Source organism: Lysinibacillus sp. KCTC 33748 (genome assembly GCF_002237755.1).
Lineage (GTDB): Bacteria > Bacillota > Bacilli > Bacillales_A > Planococcaceae > Lysinibacillus.
In genome coordinates, this window is sequence record NZ_MWSJ01000005.1 from 63279 (window position 1) to 87115 (window position 23837).

A 23837-nucleotide genomic window follows, 5' to 3' on the forward strand; every position below is an offset into this window, starting at 1 on the left:
TGTAAAGGGTGGTAAGTTGTGGCAAGAGCATTACCAAAGTGCAAAATTTGTAAAGAAGAAATCAACAAGAATGATGTATCTAGTTTTATTAAAAAGAGTAGTGGTTATTTCCATGTTGACTGTGAATCAGAAAAGGGAGATAAGGAAAAGAAGACATGTAGTTTCTGTAATGGAGAGTTCGAAAGCGAAAAGGATATTGTGAAGCGTGGTAGCTTAACAGTCCATCAAAGTTGCTTAGAGCAATATCATCAATCTAGTGAGAAGGTTGAAGTGAAGGTTAGGGTGAGAACCTGTCCTAAGTGTAAAGAGAAGGTCAATCCCCTTGACGTAGACGCTCTTGATACTGACACAGCAACTTATCACAAAGCTTGCTATGAGAGCATACAAAGACAAAAGAAAAACCGAGAGGAACTACTTGATTACATTGCATTGAAATACAATGTTGAGTTTCCAACCGGCTTTATGTTAAAGCAAATAACTGATTATCACAATAAACGAGGTTACTCATACAAAGCAATGCTAGTGACCTTAAAGTATATGTTTGATGTTGAAAAAGTTCCTACTAAGGAGGGTGTAGGATTAGGTCTTATACCTTTCTATTTCGAGAAAGCCAAAAGCTATCACCAAAAACTAAGAAAAGCAGGAAACTCAGCTAACAACGTTACTATAAACAACAAGACAGTGAAAATCAAAGCTGTTGCCCCTGTTAAGGCAAATAGAGTAAGTCGCTATGATTTAAGCAGCATGTAAGGAGAATGGGAAATGAGTAATAAAACACTCTTAGCTCTACAAGATAAATTTGCTTATATTCCAATATTCGCTAGACTTCTGAATGAACCTGATGAAGTGTTGAGTTTATCTAGTGGATATAAGCTAACACCGAATGATTTCCCTGAGAGATTTCATAAGATTTTATTCACAACAATAAATGAGCTTTATCATGAAGGTGTCTCAAAGATTGGTAAGTTTGAGATTAACGCCTATTTACTAAAAGGATTTACTAACCAACACCGAATATATAAGGACAATGGCGGTGATGAATATGTTGACAGAGTGATGGAACTAAATGAGCCTGATAACTTCGATTATCACTATAACAGAGTTAAAAAGTTTTCATTGCTTAGACACTATACTGAGGTTGGTATTGATATTTCAGACATTTATGATGTTGATGTTTTTGAGCTTAAAGATGAAGAAGAACAGTCAGAACGCTTCAATAAATTGACTATAGTTGACATAGTGAAACACATTGACAGCAAAATCATTGATATTAAGTCTGAATTTTTGATTGAAAAAGAAGGTGTCGGTAGTCACTTATCTGAGAACATTCGAGATATTTTCTTCAAGAAAACACTAGCTCTAAGTTATGGCGCTAACTTAACAAGTGGCTATCTTAACACAGCTTCTCGTGGCGCACGATTGCGAAAGCTTTACTGTATTTCAGGTAACTCAGGCTCGGGTAAAACTCGTTCGCTATTAGCCCACATCTTAAATATGTGTGTAACTGATATTTATACTGATGGTAAGTGGGTTAAAACCAACAACAAAGGGCGTGGATTATTTATCTCAACGGAGTTAGAGGAAGAAGAAATTAAGATTCCTGCGGTATGTTTCATTGCTGATGTTGAAGAAGAGAAGGTTCATAACAATGACCTAACGGACGATGAAATTAAGCGTTTAAAACACGCTTTTAAAGTTTTAGAACAAACACCTGTATGGTTCGAAGAATTATTTGACTTTGATGATGATGATATTGAACATGAAATCGAGAAACATGTAAACAAAAATGGTGTACAATATATTGGTTTTGACTATATGCATTCAACATTAAAGATGTTTGATAGCCTAGCAAAACAAGGCGCACGTAACCTTCAAGAGCACCAAGTATTGCGTATCATGTCAATACGTTTAAAGAACATCTGTAATCGCTACAATGTTTGGATTGGTACATCTACTCAGCTTAATGACACATGGAAACAAGGTGCATTAGACCAATCGGCATTAGAAGGCTCTAAATCTATAGTCAACAAACTGGACTTAGGGGCAATTCAAATTCCTCTTACAACTCAAGATGAGGCGTTGTTTGATGAAATTAAAAAGACCGCTAACTTAGGTTTCCATTTGCAACCTACTCACACAATCAACATCTATAAAAATCGTGGTAACAAGTGGAAGTTAATTCGCATTTGGGTACATTTCAATTTAGGTACTCTACGAATGACCGACTTATTTGTAACTAACTATAAAGGTGAAGTTATCTCTGATATTACACCAACTATGGTTGAACAGTTCCTAGAAGTTGATGAAAATGAAGAAACAGTTGTTTTCAACATCTATGCAGAAGATAAAGAAGAAATCATGGCTATCATAAAAGAAGCTAATAGCTATCAAGATGAAGGTTGCATTGGAGATTTATTTGGGGGCTAGGTGATTGAAATGTATGACAAAGATAAGTTGAAAAGTGAGCTAACAATTGAAGATATTAAGACAATTCTGACAGAGTTAGGGGTTCAACACATTGAATCACACCTAGAAAAAGGTCACATTATAACTAACACCATTTGTCATAACATTTCAGATGGAAAGATGAAGTTATACTACTACATAGATGATATGATTTTTCGTTGTTATACAGATTGCGGTAGTAATTTTGATGTATTTGACCTAGTGATTAAAAGCTATGCTTTAAAAGGCGTGGAAATTAATCTGATAGGTGCTATTAATTGGATTCTAAGAACTCTTGGAAAGACAAATGATTACACAACTAGACCAGAGGGTTTTGGGCATTCCTATGTTAGTAGACGAGAAGAATTAGATTGGCTTGATAGCTTAATAGTTAAGAAGCCTGTCAATATTGAAATGAAAGTGCATAGAGAATACACTTTGAAATTGTTTTCTAGAAAGCCTCACCCATTGTTCTTATTTGACAATATCAGTGAGGAAACAATGAAAAAATATGAGATTATGTACTATGAGAAATCAAATAGAATTGTCATTCCTCACAGAAGACATGACACAGGTGAGTTGATTGGACTTAAATCTAGGTCATTAAACTTCGAGGACATTGATAATGGATATAAATACATTCCACTAAAGATACAGAATGTACAGTATTCTTACCCAACTTTCCAAAACCTCTATGGATTGTATCAAAACAAAAACTTCATTAAAAAGATTCGAAAAGTAGTTATTTTTGAATCTGAGAAGTCAGTAATGCAGTTTGAAACCTACTTTCCTAATCAGAACTTTAGTGTAGCTCTATGTGGTAGTAATATTAGTAAACAACAGGTGGAAATGCTAATTAACTTAGGCGTACAGGAAGTTATTATTGCGCTAGATAAAGAGTTCACAGTTCTCAACACAAAAGAGGCTAACATATATGAAGAAAAACTACAGCGACTTTGCTCAATGTTTAGTAGCTACGCTAAGGTAAGTATGATATGGGACAGGTGGAATCTGCTAGATTTAAAGGATTCACCTTCTGATAAAGGTAGAGAGGTTTTTGTTGAGTTATTCAAAATGAGAAGAACTATTAACACAAAGCAATGAATAACGCAATGGAAGAGCAATTAAAATATTAGAAGAATCAGTAGAAATTGCGATGTAGATTGCTTACTTAGATGAAGATACAAAAATCAATTTTGGCTTAACACCTGAAAAAGAAAAGAAGCAAAGGAAAATACCGAAAATATTGAATTTGCAATGTTATTTCTAGGTGCATAAAACTTTAAATTTAGGAAAATAAGAAACGGCAAAGATTATTTAAAAGTAATATAATGATATTATCGGAGAGTGAATTTGTTGTACAGGTTAATTAGCACATCCAATATTGTCACGGATGATTTCCTGGAAGTGATTCTAGGGAATCGTGGCATTACAGACAAAGAGCGGTTCTTAGAACCAAAAGCAAGTGATGAAATTCACTACTCAAACTTACACAACATAAAGGAAGCTGTAGCGCTGTTCAAAGAGATTGAGAACAGAGGGCGAGTAGAAGTGAGAAAGATAAGAGTTGCATTAATTATTGATAGTGATATTGATGGAAACACAAGTTCAGCTATTCTCGCTTCATATATCGAGAATCTATTCCCTCATATTGAACTTATCTTCTTATTCCATGAAGGTAAACAACATGGTATTACAGAGGATAAAGTGAAAGAGATTGTAGAGTTGAATAAGGAAACAGCTCTTGACTTATTAATCGTAGCTGACGCAGGAACAAGCGATTATAGACAACAGTATCTCATTAGTGAAAAACATGAAATACCTATCCTAATCCTTGACCACCACGAAGCTGAGAATGGTGAATCAGAGTTTGCTCTGGTAGTCAACAACCAACTATCAGATAACTATCCTAACAAGGCCTTATCAGGTGTAGGGATCGTATACAAGTTTTTACAGGCGCTTGACGATGAATATGGCTACATGGAAGCGGAGGAGTATTTAGACCTTGTAGCGCTTGGCAATATCGCTGACAGCATGGACTTAACAAGTCCTGAGACACGCTACTTAGTGTATGAAGGACTAAAAGATATACGCAATGGGTTCTTAAAGGAAATCATCTTAAAACAGATTGGTGACTTTAAGCGTGTATATCCCCACACCTTGGCTTTCGGTGTTATCCCTAAAATGAACGGTATTATCCGAGTAGGGAAACCGGAGGAAAAGATTGACTTATTCAATGCTTTTAGAGGGTTTGAGCAAGCTACAGTGAATCCTCGCTCTAAGAAAAGTGAGACACTTCCACAAAAGGTAACTCGACAATGTGTCAACGCTCATAAGCGTCAGAAGACAATGCGTGAAAAATGGGTTGTCAAAATCAGGGAGCAGATTGTAGAAAAGAATCTTCACGAAAATGCGTTTCTTTTGATTGAGCTAGAGGAATCATTTGACCGAGACTTAAGTGGCTACCTTGCTGGAGCGTTAGCAGGAGAGTATAGAAAGCCTGTTCTAATGTTAGTGTGGGATAGCAAGATAGAGCGCTTCTCAGGCTCTCTACGTGGTTATGATGGCACTATGAAGAACACTAAGGACTTTCTAGAGGGATTGAATTTGTTTGATTATCTAGGTGGACACCAAAATGCTTGCGGATTCAAGATTTCAAGAGATTCATTATTCAGTTTGAATGGTGCCATTAATAGCGCTTTAGAGGAACAGAATCTAACAGGTCATCAGAAGATTGATGTTGATTTCTATTTAGAAGATGGTCAATTAACTACTGAGCTAGTTAATAAAGTTTTTGAATATGAGTACCTGTGGGGCAAGGGAGCAAGGAAGCCATTGTTTGCAATTGATATTGAAGTAGACACTAACAGGATTAAAAAGTCTTCAAGCTCAAACATGATTGAGTGGTATCACAACAATATCAAATTTTTACAATTCACATGCGATAGACGCTTACTTGACCTGATGGAAGACGGTCATATCGTTAACCTAACAATCGTTGGAAGCTTAAGTGTGAACTATTTCTTGGGAAAAAGCACACCACAGTTCATAATTGAAGATATAGCAATAGGTGAAAAAACAGAATTAACACCAATTGAAGAAGTCAAAGTAGATGATTTATTTAATTGGTAAAAATAACAAAATTGAATGTTTTATTATTGTGATGATGGCGATTTTATTAATATTTAGTAGAGGAAAATCTAGATGAAAAGGAGAGTAGCAATTATTAAAAAACACAATGAATTTTTTAATAATAATGAAAGCTATTGCCTTGTAGGTGAAGACAGGGCTATTTAGTTTACAATGTTGGCGACCTTGTTTCTTGATGCTTTTAGCTTAGGAATCATAGATTGAAAACGAGTCTTTCGTGATGGGTTGGTAAGCTGCTGATCTAATAGGCTTTATCAATTTTAAAGTCCCAATAGGTGAGTAATCAAATGAGATTTTGGAAGAAAAAGAAGAAAGCAAAACACGCAAAGAAGAAAGAGAAAGGTGACATACTTGATTAGTTCTCAGATAGTGTAGACTATTATTGTTGCTTGTTTGAAATCTTTAAAAAGAGTAGGAAAAACTACTCTTTTTTTATTTACAAAAATAACAATATTATATATGATTTTGATTATTGGAACTATGTTTATTTAAAGAGGAAAAATAAGAATGAAAAACAAGAGTAAATACGACTTACAAAATGTTTGGTCAAAAAAATAAATTGAATTTATTACGAAAAAAATTTCCTGTGAGTCAGTAGTATAGAGTAAATGCAAAAAAAATGAATAGTGATGAAATGCCTGTTAGAAAACAAATTGCTTTATTAATGAGTGAATTAGCGGCAAAGGGGAGATGGAAATGACAAATAAAATACATAAAAATGAGAATAAGCATTGGACTGATTCTCATTTAGATTATATTGAAACCAATTATGGTGTAAAAGACATTGAAGAAATGTCGAAATATTTAGGTAGGAGTGTTGAGGCTATTAAATGTTCCGCAACTAAACTTGCTCAAAGATTAATGACAACAAAAGAGCTTGCGAACTATGGACTACCTGCTAAAAAGTTTAAGAAACATGGAACTTCATACAATGACTATAGTTTTGGTGTTGAACAAGATAAGTTTTGGGATTGGCTCGAAAAACATAGAGAAAAAGTAAGTTTAGACCCTAATAAATTTGAGCGAAATGAAATATTGCCTGAGCCTGTTTGGTTGCAAGAGGTCATGGTAAATGGTGTTGCCTATGCCAGAAGAAAATGGTCGAAAAAGTTAGAAAAAACTGTTTGGGACATGTAGTACTTCAATCAAAAAAACATCACTGAAATATCAAAAGAGGTCGGAGTGACTTTCGGGAGTGTGCGAAGAAAGCTTGAGCGTGTGCAAAAACAAAAGACAAAAGAAGCTAAACAGAAGAATATCAAAAATGATATAATAATATATGGATTAGAAATAGGTTAATTCCTAAGGATATTTTTATTGATTGGAGAAGATGATATGTGCAAAACTTGTGAACTACACAAAGGAGACGTTTGGATATGCACATGCGAAGGTGAATGTACTTGTCGTATCGAGCTTCACGCACATACAGACGTTAGTAATATACGATTATTAGATAGTATCAACTCTGTTAAGGAGCTGATACAGACAGCGTGGGATATTGGTCTTAAAGGTTTAGCTATCACTGACCACGAAGCCCTTTCAGCACACGTAAAAGCCATTCAGACGGTTCGTGAGCTAAAGGAAAAGGGTAAGATAGGGAAAGACTTTAAATTGATTCTAGGCAATGAGATATACCTTGTAAATAGCTTAGAAGAAGTTAGAGATAATTATCAATCAGGTGTAACTAAATTCCCTCACTATCTCCTTTTAGCTAAGAACAAAGAAGGTCATGAAGCTCTCCGTATTTTATCCTCAAAAGCATGGGAGAACTCATTTTACACAGGTACTATGGAGCGAGTACCAACAGTCAAAAAAGACCTTGAAGCGATTGTAAAGCAGTTCCCTAATACACTGATTGCTACAACTGCTTGCTTAGGCTCTGAAAGCTCTTACTATATCCTAGAAGCTGATAAGGCTCGTTTAGAAGGGGATGTACAAAAGAAACAATATAATATAAAAAAATTAATGTATTTTATTGAGTGGAACATTGAGCTACATGGTAAAGATAACTTTTATCTTGAACTACAACCAAGTGCTGATTATGAGCAATCAACAGTAAACAAAGTGCTTATCAAGTTAGCACGAAAATATGGTTTAAAACTAATTATCACCAATGACGCTCACTATCTACGACCTGAGGACATGCCTATTCATGGAGCATACCTAAACTCAAAACAAGATGAACGTGAGACTGTTTCATTCTATGCTCATACTTACTTGCACAAGGCTAGTGAGATTTATGCGAAAATGAGCTATTTAGATAAAGATGTTGTCAAAGAAGCTTTGAAAAATACAATGGCTATAGGAAAAATGATTTGTGACTACACAATTGAGGGTGACACTATCATTCCTGTAGCTAAGTTACCTGAGTTTGAGGTGGCTCACCTATTTAAAGGTGGCTATAAGAAATATGGCTACATTGAAAAAATGGCACACTCTGATAATGAACAAGATAGATACTTGCTTCATTTAATCGAGAAGGGCTTCAAAGAGAAAATTCCTTATCGTGAAATGTCAAAAGAAGCATTTCATGAAGTAATGGCTCGAATAAACATAGAGCTAGAAGAACTTTGGGAAATGTCGATTATCCTAAATCAATCAATGGCTAGTTATTATGTTACAGTCGCTAAAATCATTGAGCTAATTTGGGGTGATGATTGCGGTGAAGCTTCACGAGAAGAAGGTTCAATTGTGGGTGCAGGGCGAGGTTCTGCTGTAGCTTTTTTAATCAACTATTTAACTGATGTTACTCAAGTAAACCCAATGCTTTATGGTATTGAAGTTCCCCATTGGCGACACTTACACAAGTCTAAGCCTGATATTTCCGCGTTGGATATTGATATTGATGTAACTTCAACTAAAAAAGGCTTCCTCTTTGACCGAATGAGAGATTTCTTTGGTAAGAAACAAGTTATCCAAGTATGTACTTTCGGTACTGAGAAAGCAAAATCTGCGGTTCAAACAGCCTGTCGTGGTTTAAGTATTGATAGAGATGTAGGTTTATATATTGCTTCACTTATTCCTGTAGAACGTGGCGATATGTGGCCACTGAAAGATTGTCTTTATGGAAATGAAGAAAAAGGTAGGAAACCTATCAAACAACTTATTGATGAAATCGACATGTATCCAAGACTACGTGAAACAGCTTTAAAGATTGAGGGATTAATCAACAAGCGCTCAATCCATGCAGGCGGTGTACTTGTTCTTAATGAAGAATACACCAAGATGAATGCAATGATGAAAGCACCGAATGGAACACCTATCACACAGTTTAACTTAAATGATAGTCAGGCATGTGGAGCTATCAAGTTCGATATTCTTACAATTGAGGGTAACGATAAGATTCAAGAGTGTATGGAACTTCTATTAAAATATGGTGAGATTGAGTGGCAAGGGACACTTCGAAAAACATTCCATAAATACTTCCATCCTGAAATCATTGACAAGAGTAACCCTGGGTTATTTAAGATGATTGGTGAAGATAAGATTGTTGACTTATTCCAGTTTTCAACACAATTAGGCCAGGCTGTTATCAAGAAAGCTCAACCTAGAAGCCTTATTGAGCTTGTATCATTGAACTCTATCATGCGACTTATGTCAGAGGGTGAAGAACAACCAATTGATACATTCATTCGATACAAGAATGATATTAACCTTTGGTATGAAGAAATGCGCCAACATGGTTTAACTAAAAAAGAAGTCGCTATTTTTGAGAAGTACCTAAAAGCTTTAAACGGTGTAGCTGATACACAAGAAGCTGTAATGCTTATGGCTATGGATAAAAACATAGCAGGATTCACCGTTAAAGAAGCTAACTACCTTCGTAAAGGTATAGCCAAGAAAAAGGCAGATGTACAGGAAGAAGTAAAACAAAAGCTATTCTTATGGGGGAGAGAACGAGGAACCCGTGATGAAGTAATAGATTATTTATGGTTACAGATTTCACGAATGTTAGGTTACGCTTTCTCGATTCCTCACACTTTAGCGTATACTCTTATAGCTATGGTTGAAGCGAATCTATCATACAATTACAATCCTCTGTATTGGCAAACAGCATGCCTAACGGTTAACTCGGGCTCTTTGGAGGTAGAAGAAGACGCGAAACAGAAGTCAACCAACTATGGCAAAGTAGCAGAAGCCATAGGAAAGATGAAAGGTCGTGGTATTAATATATCACAACCATTCATCAATCGAGCTGAGTTCGGCTTTGTACCTGATATTGCAAATGACCGTATTATCTTCTCGATTAAAGGTATTGTAGGAATTGGAGATGAAGTAGCTCATACAATTCTTGCTAATCGCCCTTTCGCTTCGTTTGAAGACTTCTATGAGCGTATGTATGTTGAGAAGCGAATACAGAAAAAGCACGTTATCCAACTCATTAAAGCAGGTGCATTTAACGAGTTTGGTCAACCAAGATATATTATGAGAGATTTCTTATTAAAAGAAATCGGCATAAAAGAGAGCCTGAATATGCAGAACATGAAGTCTATCATTGATTTAGGATTGTTAGATAATCCTGATTTGCATATCTATAAAGAGCTATTCAACTTTAAAGAGTATATCTCAAAGAGTGTTGTTCGAGTGGAAAAAGCATCAAACAAATGCAGTAAGACAGGGTTTTCTAAAGATAAGATTCTAGGGCTAGATGAAATTGCAAAGCAATTTTATGAGAAAACGTTTGACGGTAGTTCTGTTCGTGGATATAATTATGTTACTCTTGAAATATCGGAGAAACAATTCACTAAAGAGTATAATGAAAAGATAAAGCCTTTCAAAGAGCTAATAACTACGAAAGAGTTCATCAAACTTTATAATGAAGCCATGTTTAAGAGAGAGTGGTACAAAACAGCTAAAGGCTCAGTATCTAAATGGGAAATGGATTCTATCTCATATTATGAGAATGATCATGAGTTAATCAATGTGAACATGGAGAAATACAACATTGTTAACTTCTTTGAACTTAATGAAAAACCTGTAGTAGTAGGATATTCGCATTTCAAAGATAACAACATTCCTAAGCAGAAGGTCTTTACTATTGTTGGTACTGTACTTGACAGAAACAAAGCAAGACATACAATTACTGTATTAACACCTCATGGTGTAGTTACTGTGAAAACATATGCAGGAGCTTTTGCTCACTATGATAAACAGATTTCACGCAAAAAAGGCGAGAAAAAAGAAGTGATTGAGAAGTCGTGGTTCACTCGCGGTAATCTAGTGTTGCTCAATGGTTTCCGCAGAGAAGAACAATTTGTATTGAAAACTTACAAAGTCAAAGGTGAAGAAGTTCAACACACTGTAAACCTAATACTAGGTGTTGAGAAAAATGGTGACTTAATTCTTCAAGATGAAAGAGCAAGAGCTTACTAGGCTCATATTCTTACTACAGGAAGGAAGGAAGTTATATTCTATAAATGAAATTCAAGACATATGTCTATGTTTCAAATGTGACAAAGTAAGATTTCGTAGAATTTAGCGACAAGTTTAATGAAAAACACTAAGGTATCAAAAGTAATGTTATCAACTCTAGTGACAGGAGGGTTAGTTTCTATTTCATTAGTTTTTAATGTAACAGGCTATGAAGTAGAAGCACCGAATATAACAAAAGGAGAAACACAAATTGAGCTACCTTCAAGTGCTTTAGTTCCAACGTTTAAATCACCTGAACAGTCAGCAAAAGAAATCAAAGCTGAGGGCGAAAAACTCCAATATGAACGAGAAGAAAGAGTACGAATCGAGCATGAAAAAGCAAGATTAGCAGAAGAAGCTCGTTTAGCAAAGATTGAAGCAGAACGCAAAGCCAAAGAAGAAGCAGAGCGTAAAGCACGTGAGGAAGCTGAATGCAAGCGTCAAGCAATGCTACAGCGACGAAGAGAAATAGCGAGGCAAAAGCAAATAGCATACCAAAAGCAACAAACAAATGCGCAACCTCAAAAACAAGCGCTAGCAACAAATGGTGTAGAGTTCAATGGTAGCTACTACACACCATATTGTAACGGTTGCTCAGGTGTTACAGCAACAGGCTATGATGTTCGTAGTTCGATTTATGTTGATGGTATGCGAGTAATTGCTGTAGATCCCCGTGTTATCCCTTTGTACTCTATTGTTGAGGTTTCAACACCTAACGAGAAATTTAGGGCAATTGCTTTGGACACTGGTGGAGCAATCAAAGGTCACAAGGTTGATATTCTTGTAGCTGACAAACAAACAGCTTATAACTTAGGTAGACATACTGTTTACGTTAAAGTGATAAGAAACGGCAAATAGTTTCTTCAAAACTTTAAAAAGTAATATAATGATATAAAATAGGGTATGGAGTTATGGTTGCGGTTTTCCTCTATACCCATTTTTGTTTAAGGAGAAACACTATGGTGAATAAAGAGAAACTTATTTAATAAATAATTGATGAACTGACTAGCGTGGATTATAAGGGCTATCCATTGGGTGTAAATGGATTCACTGACGAAGTACGAACCAGGCTTGAAACAACTAAAATAAATAATGTTGAAGTACAGTATTTCCGAGATTCACAATATGCTGACGGTGAACCATCTGTAATCGTTCCCTCAATTCAAAGGGGGTTCGCCATGATGAAACTGAGCTTAGCTACTACTGAACTATAAAAATATTAGGGGGAAGCATTTACTTTATAAAGGTAACATGATAATATGTTTATAACTTATAGTGGTTAATGTAAACTCATTTGTACAGATGAGAATTCTCGTTCAATCAACAAAAAAGTAATATAATGATATATATAAGTGAAGCGAGAGATATGGTAGATGAAACAATTGAAGAAAACGAAATGCAACAATGGGAATCACTTAATCCAATAAGTTCAATGCAAGAAATTTTAGGTTTAATGCAAACTTTAGAACAAAACTTTTTCATAGCCAAAAAAATGGAGGAAGGCTTAAATAATCGACAAGGCGATTTATTACATGCACTTGAACTTGACCTAGATAGAAAAGAAATTAATGCTGTTTACAGGGCGAAACGCGAAATACGATTTAAGCGCAGAGATATAAAAGACATACTGATTAATTTAGTAGAAGCTCAAAACTTTATCAAAGCAAATTACAAATTTATTAATGAGTGTAATGAAGCCATAAAAAAAATGCAACGCACATCTCAGAAGGTTTCTAATCGCAAGTACTCTTATGCAATTGTGAAGCACTAGCAAAGGTCATTGATTTGGAAAATCACCCTGATATTATTCCTTTTATCCCACAAGAAGAAAGACAAAGTACAGAATTAATGTCACAAGTTGAAAAGTTCAGTCAAAGATGGGGTAAACAAAAGTGATAGACATTATTTTTGGGAGGAGGTGAAACCTATGAAACGTAATAGATTCAGAGTTTCACGCTTAATAAAAAGGATGAAAAATAATGTGATGACATAAGCTGAAGGTGATGCATCTACCTCAATATGTTATGAATAAATTACACAATGGAGAACAAGAGATTGTTATTCCAATTTGTAGGCAACTGCATGATAAATGTCTAGTTGATTATCTAAAAGAGTATCATAACAAGTTTAACTATTGGTAACTGGGAATAAAGGGAAAGATAATGACAGAAATAATTGAACAAAAGAAGTATAAGGGTAAACTCAAGGAAGAATACGCATTGAAGATATGTACAAAGGTGTAGCACTTGCGCTTTATGTAGCAGGTTATCAATTGTTCTTCATGGGAGCTGTTGACATGAGTTATGTCGATAATTGAAATGTTCCAATCAGGTGCTACTAAAGTATTGGAAATATAAGGAGTTTGAGGCTTTGTTAAAATTTGTTCCAACTCATATAGCATGGGCTATCTTAATAACCATAACAGCAATATCAGTAATATTGGGAGAGTACAAATAGGGTTGGTTAGGAGCATAAGAAATGACTAGAACAACAGCTAGACAAAAAGTACTTGAAGCACTACAAAACACACCAAGCGGTTTAACAAACAATGAATTGATTAAAATATCACCTAGTTTTAGAGCAAGGTTATCAGAGCTTTATGAGGAAGGTCATATTATTGAAAAAACACCACTACAAAATGGGGTGAATCTGTACCGATACAAAGGCTTTGAGAAAAAAAAGCTAAAAGATGCTTATAGTTCTTTGGTTCATGTTCTTTACGAAAATGGTCACAAAGATGTTGTGGAAAAGCTATCTACAATTTTAGGAGAAGCTAATGTAGTCCTTCACAGAAAAACACTGAAATAAGTTATTAAATCAATAAGAATCACAGTTAAAGCTGTTGACATAGATAAGTAACTAATGGAGAGGGTTGTTTAAAATGGAATCAGTTGAAATGGTGACATTATAAAAGCAGAACATGTACATCTGCTAGAAAAAAATGTGCTTCTTAATTATTAACAAGCTTGTGGTATAGATAATTGGAGTGGCTATGGTGAAGCAATGAATGATGGAGGAGAAGAATAATGTTATTACTAAATAATTATGACTTTACTATCAATCGCTTTCCTAATGGAGAGTAGAATCTCCTTAATATCTAGGAAGCAATCGTATTTTCAAAGCATAAAAGGTACATCACTTCATATTAAAATATCGAAGTGAAAGATTAGTTAAGGTTAATCAAATATATATATAAGGTGCATAATGGTATGTTAAATTACGATCAAGAGCAAGTTATGATAAACTCAATCCTTGATAGAAGGAGCAAACACTTAGCACAATTAGAGCGTGATTCTGCTTCTTCCGAGGTGAAATATTATGGCTAAACTAACGGACGAAACATTGGATTGGTTAGGTGATATGTTTGTTGAGAATGAGATTCTTGATAGGCATGGTGTTACTTTCGAGACGTTTGTGAATTGGTGGAAGATAGGTTTGCTAGAAAAATATGATTTAGTATTTTAAAAAACTTATTAAAAGCAATATAATAATATCAAATGTTATTAATTTAATTTAGAGGCGGTGAGAAACATGACAAACTATAACACTCAAAGGTTCGCAATAGAAGTTGAAATTATCACTACTAAATTAGTGGAAACACTTAAAAGTAAGAATGCTGATTATGGCAACAATGTTGACAAAAACATTGACGAATGGGGATTATCTTCATTAGCTATTCGCTTAGATGATAAACTCAGTCGATTCAAAAATCTAATCAAAGAAAGTAAAACTCGCCAAGTGTCAGATGAAGCTATCGAAGATACTTTATTAGACCTAGCAGGGTACGCGATCTTAGGTTATCGCAAAATGCAAGAAATGAACCATAAAGTTGTAGATAAGATTGACAAAGAGGTTGCAACAGTAATCGAAAAAGCATTAAAAGAAGCTACAACTCAAGATAAACGAACATTAGGATCAACAACTTTTACGTTCAACTGTTAAAAGTTATATAATGATGTATTTAAAAGGGGGATGTTTTTAACGTGGTTATTCTTTATACACGCACAGTATGCCCAAAGTGTACTTTAATCAAAACACTTCTTGATTCAGCAGAGGTGGCATACGAACAAGTCAACTTAGACTTTGATGAAAAAGCAGAAGTGGAGCTAAAGGAAAAAGGATTCATGGGCCTACCTATCGCACTTGATGAAGGTCAATATTATGCTGACGTTCCTTCAATTCAGGCTTTCATTGCTCAAAAGGCATGATAGCCTACGCTAGTAGAACAGGTAACGTGAGAGATATTGTGGGAAGACTAGATAAGTCTATTCCTATAAGGGAGATTACAGCTAGTACTATTGTTCAAGACCCCTATTACTTACTAACTTATACAGATAAGCTAGGGGAAGCGCCTGAGGTAGTAAGACAATTCCTATCTTCACATGAAGAAAATAGGGAAAATCTTAGAGGTGTAATCGCAAGTGGTAACACAAATTTTGGAAAGCGGAATTTTTGTGGCTCTGCTATTGAGATCTCTCAGTGGTTAAGAGTTCCAATAATACGCATGATTGATCTGCGAGGTAATCAGGATGATATAGCAACTATTAGCAGTAGCTATAGAAAAATGATTGCAGGTGAACAAGTTTGAAAAATTATTTAATGTTAAACAACGAGGTTCTTAATACTTACAAAACATTGGGTATTATTGACCGAAAGAAGGACAGAGAAGCTACAAGTGACTTCTTCTTTGAAGAGATCAATCGTAAAACAATGTTCTTCCATACGCTTGAAGAAAAGATTAACTACATAAAGCGTGAGAATTATTATGAAAAGGAATTCTTAGACAAATATTCATTTAAGTTTGTCAAGAAAATCTTCAAACTAGCTTATGATTATAAGTTTAGATTCCCAACGTTTATGAGTGCTAGTAAGTTCTACAGCTCATATGCACTAAAAACTCGTGATGGAAACAATTTCTTAGAGCGGTATGAAGATAGAATGGCTATAGTTGCCTTATATCTAGCTCAAGGTAAGCGTAAAGACGCTGAGGATTGGATTCATTACTTAATGCGTAGTTACCAACCTGCAACACCAACTTTCATTAATGTTGGTAAGAAAGCTCGCGGTGAGTTTGTGTCATGTTTCAAGATTGCTATGGCAGACAACATGAACTCAATCGCTCACAATATCGGAAATGCTCTACAGCTGTCGAAGCTAGGTGGTGGGGTTGGTATTTCACTAACTGATTTACGTTGTGCAAAGGACCCAATCAAAGGCATTGAAAACCGAGCGTCAGGTGTTATACCTGTTGCTAAGTTGCTAGAGAACTCATTCTCATATGCAAATCAATTAGGTCAACGAGCAGGTTCAGGCGTTATTTGGCTCAATGTGTTTCATGGTGATATTGAGGACTTTATCTCAGCTAAGAAACCAAATGCAGATGAAAAGATTCGCCTTGCTACTTTAAGTACAGGTATCATTTTCCCTGATATTTTCTTCGAGTTAGCTCGTCAGGATAAGGATATTGTTCTATTCTCTCCTTATGATATTAAGAATGAGTATGGTAAAACTATGTCTGAAATCTCGATTACTGACATGTACTACGAGTTACTTGATAACCCTAACATTCGAAAACTGAAACGCATTAATGCACGTAAGTTATACACTGACATTAAGAAATCTCAAATTGAGAGTGGTTATCCATTCGAAATGTTTGATGATAATGTCAACAAAGCACACCCATTGAAAAAGATTGGGCGAGTGAAAATCACTAACCTATGTACAGAAATCATGCAATTAATGGAAACCTCTGAAATCAATGATTATGATGAAGTAGATATTATTGGTCTTGATGTAAGTTGTAACTTAGGCTCACTTGATATTCACAATGCAGTTAAAGAAGAAGACTTCGATAAGTTAGTTAACGCTTCAATGCGGATGCTTACACAAGTTTCTCTATTAACTAACATTAACAATGTGCCTGCGGTTGCTCGTGCTAACCAAGAAATGCACTCAGTAGGATTAGGTGTTATGAACCTCCATGGTCACTTTGTTTCTCAGGGTATCATGTATGGAAGCGAGGAAGCCAACGAGTTCATTGACGCTTTCTTCACTGCATTAAACTACTACTCTATTAAGGCTTCTGTAGAGATTGCAAAGGAACGTAAGAACAAATTCTATCGTTTCGAAGATTCTGAGTACGCAAGTGGTGAATACTTCGAGCATTACTACAGAAAAGAACTAGTAATTACTTCTGAAAAAGCTAAACAGGCGCTAGGCAATGTTCCAATCATCACTATAGCCATGTGGAAAAAATTAGCTCAAGAAGTTAAAAAGCATGGTATGTTCCATGCATACAGATTGGCAATTGCACCTACAGGTTCAATTAGTTACATTAGAAGCTCAAGTGCTTCAATGTCACCAATCACAGAGCGTGTAGAAGTGCGAGACTACGCTGATTCGAGAACAATTTACCCCATGCCTTACCTTGATAATAACAACAAACATCTTTATGTTGAAGCATACGATATGGATATGTTTAAGATGATTGATTCCTACGCAATCGCTCAGAAACACGTTGATCAAGCTATTTCAATGACATTGTACATTAAAGATAATTGGACAACAGAACAGTTAGCTAAAGTGTATATTTACGCATGGCTAAAAGGGATTAAATCAGTCTACTATGTGCGACAACGTATGCAAACAATTGAAGAATGTGAAAGTTGTTCAGTATAAAAGAAGGTGTTATAGATAAATGGAAGTATTATCAGAAAGAGCGTATATACAAAAAAGATTTGAAAAAGTCTTTGAAGCTGTCAATTGGAATAAACAATTAGGCTTACATGAGGTCTTTTGGAAACAACAGGTCAAGCAGTTTTGGTTGCCTGAGGAAGTAGCTGTATCTAAAGATCTTTTAGGTTGGAAGCAATTTGAGTTTCAAGTAACCTATATGCGAGTTTTAGCAGGGCTTACTTTACTAGATACAATTCAAACTAACGTAGGTATGAATGAGCTTTCACGCTTTGTTAAGAAACTACAGCAGAAAGCATTGTACTCTTTGTTTGGGGCGTTTGAAGCAATTCATGCTAAATCATACAGCTATATCTTTACAACACTTGCAACGAACTCTCAGATTGATGAAGTATTCGAATGGGTTAAGACCAATCCATATCTTCAATATAAAGCGAGTAAGATTGAAGCAATTTACTCAGCTATTAAAGAAGATGATGATGTTTCACTATGGAAAGCGCATTTTTCTTCTGTGATGTTAGAATCATTCCTGTTTTACTCAGGGTTCTTCTATCCACTTTACTTAGGGGGACATGGGATACTTAAAAATAGTGCTGAGGTTATCTCATTAATCGTCCGTGATGAATCAATTCATGGGGTTGCAGTAGGTTACGAAGCTCAGGAAATGTTTAAGACGTTTGATAAAGCAACTCAGGATGAATTAAAGATTTGGGGCTATGAGCTTTTAGCAGACCTTTATATCAATGAGTTAAAGTACACAGATGATGTGTACGCTGAAACAGGGGTAGGTGGTAAGGTTAAGGCTTATGTGCGCTACAACGCAAACAAAGCTCTAATGAACTTAGGCTTAGATACTATGTTCCCTGACGAAGAAGTAGACCCAATTGTTTTGAACGGTATTCGTACTGATTCAGTGACACATGATTTCTTCTCACAAAAGGGCAATAGTTATACAATGGCTAATGTTGCACCTATCACTGACGAAACATTCAACTTTAAAGGGTACAATATTTAATTGGCGCTATCAAAAAATAATATAATGATATTAAATAGAAAAATATTATTGGCGTTCAATCAAAACGCTGATAACACTAATGCAGAGCTCGAAGCCAACAAAAAGCTTCAAGATAAAATAAAACAACTCATCAAAGGAGATACAGAATAATCTATGCAGAAGCAATTTGTAAAACCACAGGTTAAAGATATTGTCTTTGACCGTAAGCAAAAATTTGAAGGGCGAGTATCTTATATCAACTTCCAAAATAAAACAGCAAAAATTGAAGTCATTGTTGATACAAATAAAGAGCTTCAACAACGTACAACAGAGCTTGTTGAATCCAAGCTGTACGACTTAATCGTGTTGGAGAAACATCCTCGTAAAGAGTTTGACAAAAATCGCCATTTTACACTCGTAAAAGAGTTCCAAAGTGCTTTTAATCACCCTGTAGCTGAGAAGCCAACAGCAATTGGAGCAGAAAGAGGTTTAAAACGTACAATTTGGGTAGGTGAGGAATTAGTTGAGTTCCTACACGCTTGCTCAAAAGACAAAGAACAGTTCGCTAAACTTTATTATGCTTTCCTCGAAGGGCTAGGTGAAGCATACAAGAAGTCACTAGCAACTAATTTCATCCAAGATAATACTGAGCGTATTGTCGCAATGGCAGACGCTCTAATAGACTCAGACTACTTCCTTAAAGGCTCGTTTGTGGAATTAGGTGTACTACCACAACAACTATTCGAAATTGTCCATGCTTCTAACATGAGCAAGTTGTTTACTGACGAAAATGGTAAAAAGCACCCTAAATATCGCGAGGATGGGAAAGTTCTTAAATCACCTGAGTTCTTCCCACCTGAACAAAAATTGAAAGAAGAAGTTTTACGTCAAGCTCAAGCTTAATGTATTAGCAGGGGGGTACCCTGCAATTTCTCTAAGAGGTAAACGATATGCAAAATTTCTCTAATACAGAGTGGGAAGGCCTAACAGAAGAAGAGGTTTTTCTGTTAAATCGAAGACTAGTTATTACTACAGTTAGAAGAAAGTTTCCTAATAATCAATACTTTTGTAAAGCTCATATGCTTGATCTAGATGATTTAGTGCAACTTGGGAACATAGGGTTACTAAATGCAATCAGAACTTTTGAGCCTATTAGAAAGAGTTCATTTCGAACGTATGCAATCAACTGTATATCATGGTCTATTTCTACCAATGCAAAGAAAGAATCTCTACGCACAGTTAATACTCAATCATATGATTTAGCTAATGTTATGAGTGTAGATACACCACTTAATATGAATGGCAATGAGGAAGAAGCGGTAATTTTCCTCAACACCATAGAAGCAAATGAAAATACTAGCGAAACTGCAGAAGGTAACTTGTTTCAGCAGCAGGTTATTGAGTTCTTAAAAGCAGATAAAGATATAGATGATGAATTGTTATATATTCTTATTGCTAGAACAAAAGAGAAAACAATGAGGGAGATTGCCAAACATTTTGACAAGCACCCTAACGCAATCAGTCAACGATTAAAAACTCAGAAAGCTATTCGAGTTAAAAATCGCTTGAGGAAATTTTTGAAGAATAGAGATTATTAATGTACCAAACAGCAGATAAGCAATACAACACAATTATTCAACAAATTCTAGATAATGGTATTATGGATAGTCCTGAGCATGTGCGAACTGTCTATGAAGATGGAGAGAAAGCACCTACAAAAGCGATTATCAATGTACAGATGAAATTTGACAATAGTATAGATGCTATTGTGTTAACAACAAAACGAGTGCCATTGAAAGACCCAATCAAAGAACTATTTTGGATTTGGCAGAAAATGTCTAACAAAGTCTTTGACCTACAGCAAATGGGCTGTCACGTTTGGGATGAATGGGAGCTTAAAGATGGAACAGTCGGAAATGCTTACGGTTGGCAACTTCGCAACAAATACCAGCGAATTATAGCTGACAGAACATTCCTAGAGATGGTTCGAAATGGAGAGTTATCTGAGAAGCCTGATGAAGTTCTTTCGGATGAAGAATTTGAGAACGCTGTGGCTTACTGTGAGGAATACATAGAGTATGTTGACTTAAATCAAGTGGATTACTTATTGTACATACTTAAAAAGAACCCTCACTCACGTAGAATTAAGACTACTCTGTGGTGTGTAGAAGACTTACAAGAAATGGCTTTACAACCATGTGTGTATGAAACACATTGGCAACTGTTTGATGGAAAGTTGGCACTTACTGTAAATATCCGTTCTAATGATATGGCATTAGGTAACCCTTATAACATCTATCAATACTCAATTTTGCACCGATTAATCGCACAGGTGACAGGTCATGAAGTTGGTGAGTTGTGTATCAACATTGATAACGCACATATCTATGACAGACACTTAGAGACTATCGAGAAGCAGATTAAGGGAGAGTTGCATGAGCCTCCTACAATTTGGATTAACCCTGAAGTAAAAAGCTTCTATGACTTCACAGTGAATGATATTAAGGTTCAAGATTACAAACATAATGGTACATTCTCTTACGAAATTGCTATATAAAAGGAAAAAGTAATATGAATTTGGCGAGTTAAAAGGAGAGAAACAAACAATAACCAAAGAAACTGAACCAAAATTTGAAGTGATAGGTTTTGAAAGAATAGACTTCGATTTTGAGCAAAAAGTTCTTAATGGAGATAATGAGGTCATTTGAAAAAGACATCAAGCTTTATGTAGATGAAGCTGGTACTTAAATACACGTGAAGATTCTAAAGATGTTGAATTAGGTGGCCTAACATTAAGCGTTTCGTGTGTGTAAAGCTTTTTAAACCACCAAAGAAATATGCCAAAGACCTAGATATTCTAGGTTTTTTCTTTTTGGGAAAAAGTTTAAACATTTTTCATAGCTTTACTTGTGTGATACTTTGCAAAATTCTGTAAAATTAATAGGTGGGTAAATTTACTGTTATTTTTCTAAAAAAGCGTTATGATAGTAGGAATGATATGGTAATACAGCACCAAAGAAAGTAGGAAAAGACATGACTAAGTATGAAACATTATTGTTTGACGTGGATGACACGTTATTAGATTTTGATTTGGCTGAAAATGCAGCACTTGACCGTTTATTTAAACAGGAAAATATTGCAGCAACTCCAACGATGATTGCGCGTTATAAAGAGATTAATGAATTTATGTGGCGTGCTTTTGAACGTGGTGAGGTGTCTAAAAATACATTACATAACACTCGATTTTCGATTGCATTAAAGGAATTCGGCTTAGATGTAGATGGGGAGTACTTTGAAGCGGTCTTTCAAAAATATTTGAAGGAGGCACATCATTTTGTAGATGGTGCCTACGAAGTAATCGAACAGCTCGCCGATAACTATGATTTATATGTCGTTTCAAATGGTAAAACAATGACTCAAAATAAACGTCTAGAGGATGCAAATTTAGCACAATTTTTTAAAGACATTTTTATTTCAGAGCAAACAGGCTATCAAAAACCAATGCCAGCTTTTTTCGATTACGTTTTTGATCGTATCGAACTTATAAATAAGGACAAAACCTTGATTATTGGTGATTCCTTAACATCTGATGTAAAAGGCGGATTACAAGCAGGAATTGATACTTGCTGGTTTAATATACGTGATATTGAAAATACAAGTGATATTCAACCACATTTTGAAATTAAAAAACTTCATGATTTACACATATTATTAGATAATAAAGTAACAATTTGATAAGTACATGTCTGAACTACGCTTCAACTGTTCGTAAGTCTGAACAGTTGAGGTGTAGTTTTTTGATTGAACAAATCTTGAAAAGTATTATACTTTTGGGAGTTGAATCCAGTAGTAGTTCGTGCATTCAGCCAAAGACATTGATGCCAATAACAGTTATGTTGGTGTTTTACATTCTTTAGGAATTATAAACAGGAAAACGCCATCTACATTTGATTCAAATGCTATCTTTAAGGGTGCCCCAAACGACAAGACAAATTTATTACAGATAAAATGCTAGTGGTGACATTAGATGTTGCACGTAGGATTTAATAGTAGTCAGTAAAAGTCGAGGACATGATGTCTCTCGACTTTTTTTGTTGTTTTTTTCAGTGAATGAATTTGGCGCTATTAGCATGAATTTTTTTAGTATTACGTATTATACAAAAGAGGTACCACATATAATTTTTTTTATTGCTACCTAGATAAGTCATAGTACAGTGAACATGCTAGTTAGAAGCATAAGAACAAAATCTATCGGTTTATTTATCTCATATAAAAAGTGCAGTTGCGGGAGAGGAATAGTTCATAATCTACAAGCATGGGGAGTGACAATAGTGAAAGATTCAGAAACCCTATTAATGAAATTACATTACTTTGCTAGTATGCTTGAGTTTTTAATTGACAAGCATAATCAAGATCAAATGGTAGGTTATTATTCAGAGCTAGAGGAAGTGATTGATGATTATTCTTCCTTTATAACTAACAGTGAGAATGAAAATCAATGGCATAATTTAAAACAAACTTATGAAATCTCACTATTAATCGAGAAGTTAAGAAAAATGTCCGCTGATTGTGTGAAAATAATGGAAAAACATTGGGCTTTGAAATACTTACATGAAACCGAAGAGATGACGGATTATTTTCGCAATATAGAAGGCTGCATTGAAAAAGAACATAGTGGCTTTCCTATTACCAATAAATCGAAGGTGTTAGTAGTTGGGTCAGGTCCGTTTCCAATAACATTATTATCGATTGCTACACGTACAGGAGCAGATGTTTTGGGTATTGATATTGACGATGAAGCTATTCTGTTGGGGAGACAAGTGGCTACTAAACTTGGAAATCATACAATTCAGATTGAAAATAAATCAGTGGATGAACTCCAATCCATTCAACAGATTAGTCATATTATTTTTAGCTCAACAGTCAACTGTAAATATGACATATTAGAACAATTACATGATTTAACAAATAAGGACGTGATGATTGCGATGCGTTATGGGAATGGATTAAAGTCTCTTTTTAATTACCCAATGGAAACAGTGGATGCAACAAAATGGCGTATAGTCGAGAAAATTGCAGTCTCTCAAGGTGTATTTGATATCGCTTTATATCAAAAAGTATAAATACTAAATTATAAGGAGAA

At 35.1% G+C, this 23837-nt stretch carries 20 protein-coding genes and 1 pseudogene; all 21 read left to right on the forward strand.

The features are described 5' to 3' along the window. Positions 1-18: 18 nt before the first annotated feature. The 21 genes and pseudogenes from B1B04_RS09430 (at position 19) to B1B04_RS09525 (ending at position 23817) form a co-directional block, all read left to right on the forward strand. Positions 19-750, forward strand: a complete 732-nt coding sequence (locus tag B1B04_RS09430; RefSeq protein WP_079561226.1) for an RING finger protein — start codon at positions 19-21, stop codon at positions 748-750. Positions 751-762: 12 nt separating this feature from the next. After that, entirely contained in the window at positions 763-2427 is a 1665-nt protein-coding gene (locus B1B04_RS09435; protein WP_079561227.1) for a DnaB-like helicase C-terminal domain-containing protein, read from the forward strand. After that, positions 2428-3549 carry a hypothetical protein gene (locus B1B04_RS09440; RefSeq protein ID WP_079561228.1) on the forward strand — a complete coding sequence of 374 codons (1122 nt, stop codon included), beginning with the start codon at positions 2428-2430 and terminating at the stop codon, positions 3547-3549. It abuts the gene before it with no gap. Between the two features lie 249 nt (positions 3550-3798). Continuing rightward, positions 3799-5577, forward strand: coding sequence for a DHH family phosphoesterase (locus B1B04_RS09445; RefSeq protein WP_170938948.1), 1779 nt, complete (start codon positions 3799-3801; stop codon positions 5575-5577). Between the two features lie 714 nt (positions 5578-6291). Then, the gene (locus B1B04_RS09450) at positions 6292-6732 is read left to right on the forward strand and encodes a hypothetical protein (protein ID WP_079561230.1); all 441 of its coding nucleotides are present in this window, start codon (positions 6292-6294) and stop codon (positions 6730-6732) included. 198 nt (positions 6733-6930) lie between these two features. Further along, positions 6931-10968, forward strand: coding sequence for a PHP domain-containing protein (locus B1B04_RS09455; protein WP_079561231.1), 4038 nt, complete (start codon positions 6931-6933; stop codon positions 10966-10968). 117 nt (positions 10969-11085) lie between these two features. Then, on the forward strand, positions 11086-11865 hold the full coding sequence (locus tag B1B04_RS26400) for a 3D domain-containing protein (RefSeq protein ID WP_079561232.1): 780 nt from the start codon (positions 11086-11088) through the stop codon (positions 11863-11865). Positions 11866-12373: 508 nt separating this feature from the next. Next, positions 12374-12778: a hypothetical protein gene (locus B1B04_RS09470; protein WP_079561234.1), complete on the forward strand. Its 405-nt coding sequence runs from the start codon at positions 12374-12376 to the stop codon at positions 12776-12778. Positions 12779-13485: 707 nt separating this feature from the next. Continuing rightward, positions 13486-13815, forward strand: coding sequence for a hypothetical protein (locus tag B1B04_RS09475; protein ID WP_079561235.1), 330 nt, complete (start codon positions 13486-13488; stop codon positions 13813-13815). A 153-nt stretch (positions 13816-13968) separates the two neighbouring features. Continuing rightward, positions 13969-14034 (forward strand): annotated as a pseudogene (locus tag B1B04_RS26675) (hypothetical protein); the annotation flags it as partial. Positions 14035-14325: 291 nt separating this feature from the next. After that, a complete protein-coding gene (locus tag B1B04_RS25615; protein WP_170938950.1) occupies positions 14326-14472 on the forward strand; it encodes a hypothetical protein in 147 nt (48 codons plus the stop codon). A 66-nt stretch (positions 14473-14538) separates the two neighbouring features. Beyond that, on the forward strand, positions 14539-14949 hold the full coding sequence (locus tag B1B04_RS09480) for a nucleotide modification associated domain-containing protein (protein WP_079561236.1): 411 nt from the start codon (positions 14539-14541) through the stop codon (positions 14947-14949). Between the two features lie 41 nt (positions 14950-14990). After that, complete coding sequence (locus B1B04_RS09485) at positions 14991-15215, forward strand: glutaredoxin family protein (protein WP_079561237.1); 225 nt, start codon at positions 14991-14993, stop codon at positions 15213-15215. Next, on the forward strand, positions 15212-15595 hold the full coding sequence (gene nrdI / locus B1B04_RS09490) for a class Ib ribonucleoside-diphosphate reductase assembly flavoprotein NrdI (RefSeq protein WP_079561238.1): 384 nt from the start codon (positions 15212-15214) through the stop codon (positions 15593-15595). The genes B1B04_RS09485 and nrdI overlap by 4 nt, the downstream gene beginning before the upstream one ends. Next, complete coding sequence (gene nrdE, locus B1B04_RS09495; protein ID WP_079561239.1) at positions 15592-17685, forward strand: class 1b ribonucleoside-diphosphate reductase subunit alpha; 2094 nt, start codon at positions 15592-15594, stop codon at positions 17683-17685. The genes nrdI and nrdE overlap by 4 nt, the downstream gene beginning before the upstream one ends. A gap of 19 nt (positions 17686-17704) precedes the next feature. Continuing rightward, positions 17705-18715, forward strand: a complete 1011-nt coding sequence (gene nrdF, locus B1B04_RS09500; protein ID WP_079561240.1) for a class 1b ribonucleoside-diphosphate reductase subunit beta — start codon at positions 17705-17707, stop codon at positions 18713-18715. Between the two features lie 153 nt (positions 18716-18868). Further along, positions 18869-19597, forward strand: a complete 729-nt coding sequence (locus tag B1B04_RS09505) for a pyrophosphohydrolase domain-containing protein (RefSeq protein ID WP_079561241.1) — start codon at positions 18869-18871, stop codon at positions 19595-19597. Between the two features lie 47 nt (positions 19598-19644). Further along, the gene (locus B1B04_RS09510; protein ID WP_079561242.1) at positions 19645-20292 is read left to right on the forward strand and encodes a sigma-70 family RNA polymerase sigma factor; all 648 of its coding nucleotides are present in this window, start codon (positions 19645-19647) and stop codon (positions 20290-20292) included. After that, positions 20292-21251 carry a thymidylate synthase gene (thyA, locus tag B1B04_RS09515; protein ID WP_079561243.1) on the forward strand — a complete coding sequence of 320 codons (960 nt, stop codon included), beginning with the start codon at positions 20292-20294 and terminating at the stop codon, positions 21249-21251. Before B1B04_RS09510 ends, thyA begins: the two co-directional genes overlap by 1 nt. A 476-nt stretch (positions 21252-21727) precedes the next feature. Further along, positions 21728-22429, forward strand: coding sequence for a YjjG family noncanonical pyrimidine nucleotidase (locus B1B04_RS09520; protein WP_079561244.1), 702 nt, complete (start codon positions 21728-21730; stop codon positions 22427-22429). A 596-nt stretch (positions 22430-23025) separates the two neighbouring features. Continuing rightward, positions 23026-23817, forward strand: coding sequence for a nicotianamine synthase family protein (locus B1B04_RS09525; RefSeq protein WP_240518257.1), 792 nt, complete (start codon positions 23026-23028; stop codon positions 23815-23817). Positions 23818-23837 lie beyond the last annotated feature (20 nt).

Coding starts and splice junctions, on each gene's coding strand:
- B1B04_RS09505 (WP_079561241.1), top strand. CDS start 18,869: ATGCAGAAGCAATTTGTAAAACCACAGGTTAAAGATATTGTCTTTGAC.
- B1B04_RS26400 (WP_079561232.1), top strand. CDS start 11,086: ATGAAAAACACTAAGGTATCAAAAGTAATGTTATCAACTCTAGTGACA.
- B1B04_RS09470 (WP_079561234.1), top strand. CDS start 12,374: ATGGTAGATGAAACAATTGAAGAAAACGAAATGCAACAATGGGAATCA.
- thyA (WP_079561243.1), top strand. CDS start 20,292: ATGTACCAAACAGCAGATAAGCAATACAACACAATTATTCAACAAATT.
- nrdI (WP_079561238.1), top strand. CDS start 15,212: ATGATAGCCTACGCTAGTAGAACAGGTAACGTGAGAGATATTGTGGGA.
- B1B04_RS09480 (WP_079561236.1), top strand. CDS start 14,539: ATGACAAACTATAACACTCAAAGGTTCGCAATAGAAGTTGAAATTATC.
- B1B04_RS09435 (WP_079561227.1), top strand. CDS start 763: ATGAGTAATAAAACACTCTTAGCTCTACAAGATAAATTTGCTTATATT.
- B1B04_RS09510 (WP_079561242.1), top strand. CDS start 19,645: ATGCAAAATTTCTCTAATACAGAGTGGGAAGGCCTAACAGAAGAAGAG.
- nrdF (WP_079561240.1), top strand. CDS start 17,705: ATGGAAGTATTATCAGAAAGAGCGTATATACAAAAAAGATTTGAAAAA.
- B1B04_RS25615 (WP_170938950.1), top strand. CDS start 14,326: ATGGCTAAACTAACGGACGAAACATTGGATTGGTTAGGTGATATGTTT.
- B1B04_RS09455 (WP_079561231.1), top strand. CDS start 6,931: ATGTGCAAAACTTGTGAACTACACAAAGGAGACGTTTGGATATGCACA.
- B1B04_RS09450 (WP_079561230.1), top strand. CDS start 6,292: ATGACAAATAAAATACATAAAAATGAGAATAAGCATTGGACTGATTCT.
- B1B04_RS09475 (WP_079561235.1), top strand. CDS start 13,486: ATGACTAGAACAACAGCTAGACAAAAAGTACTTGAAGCACTACAAAAC.
- B1B04_RS09520 (WP_079561244.1), top strand. CDS start 21,728: ATGACTAAGTATGAAACATTATTGTTTGACGTGGATGACACGTTATTA.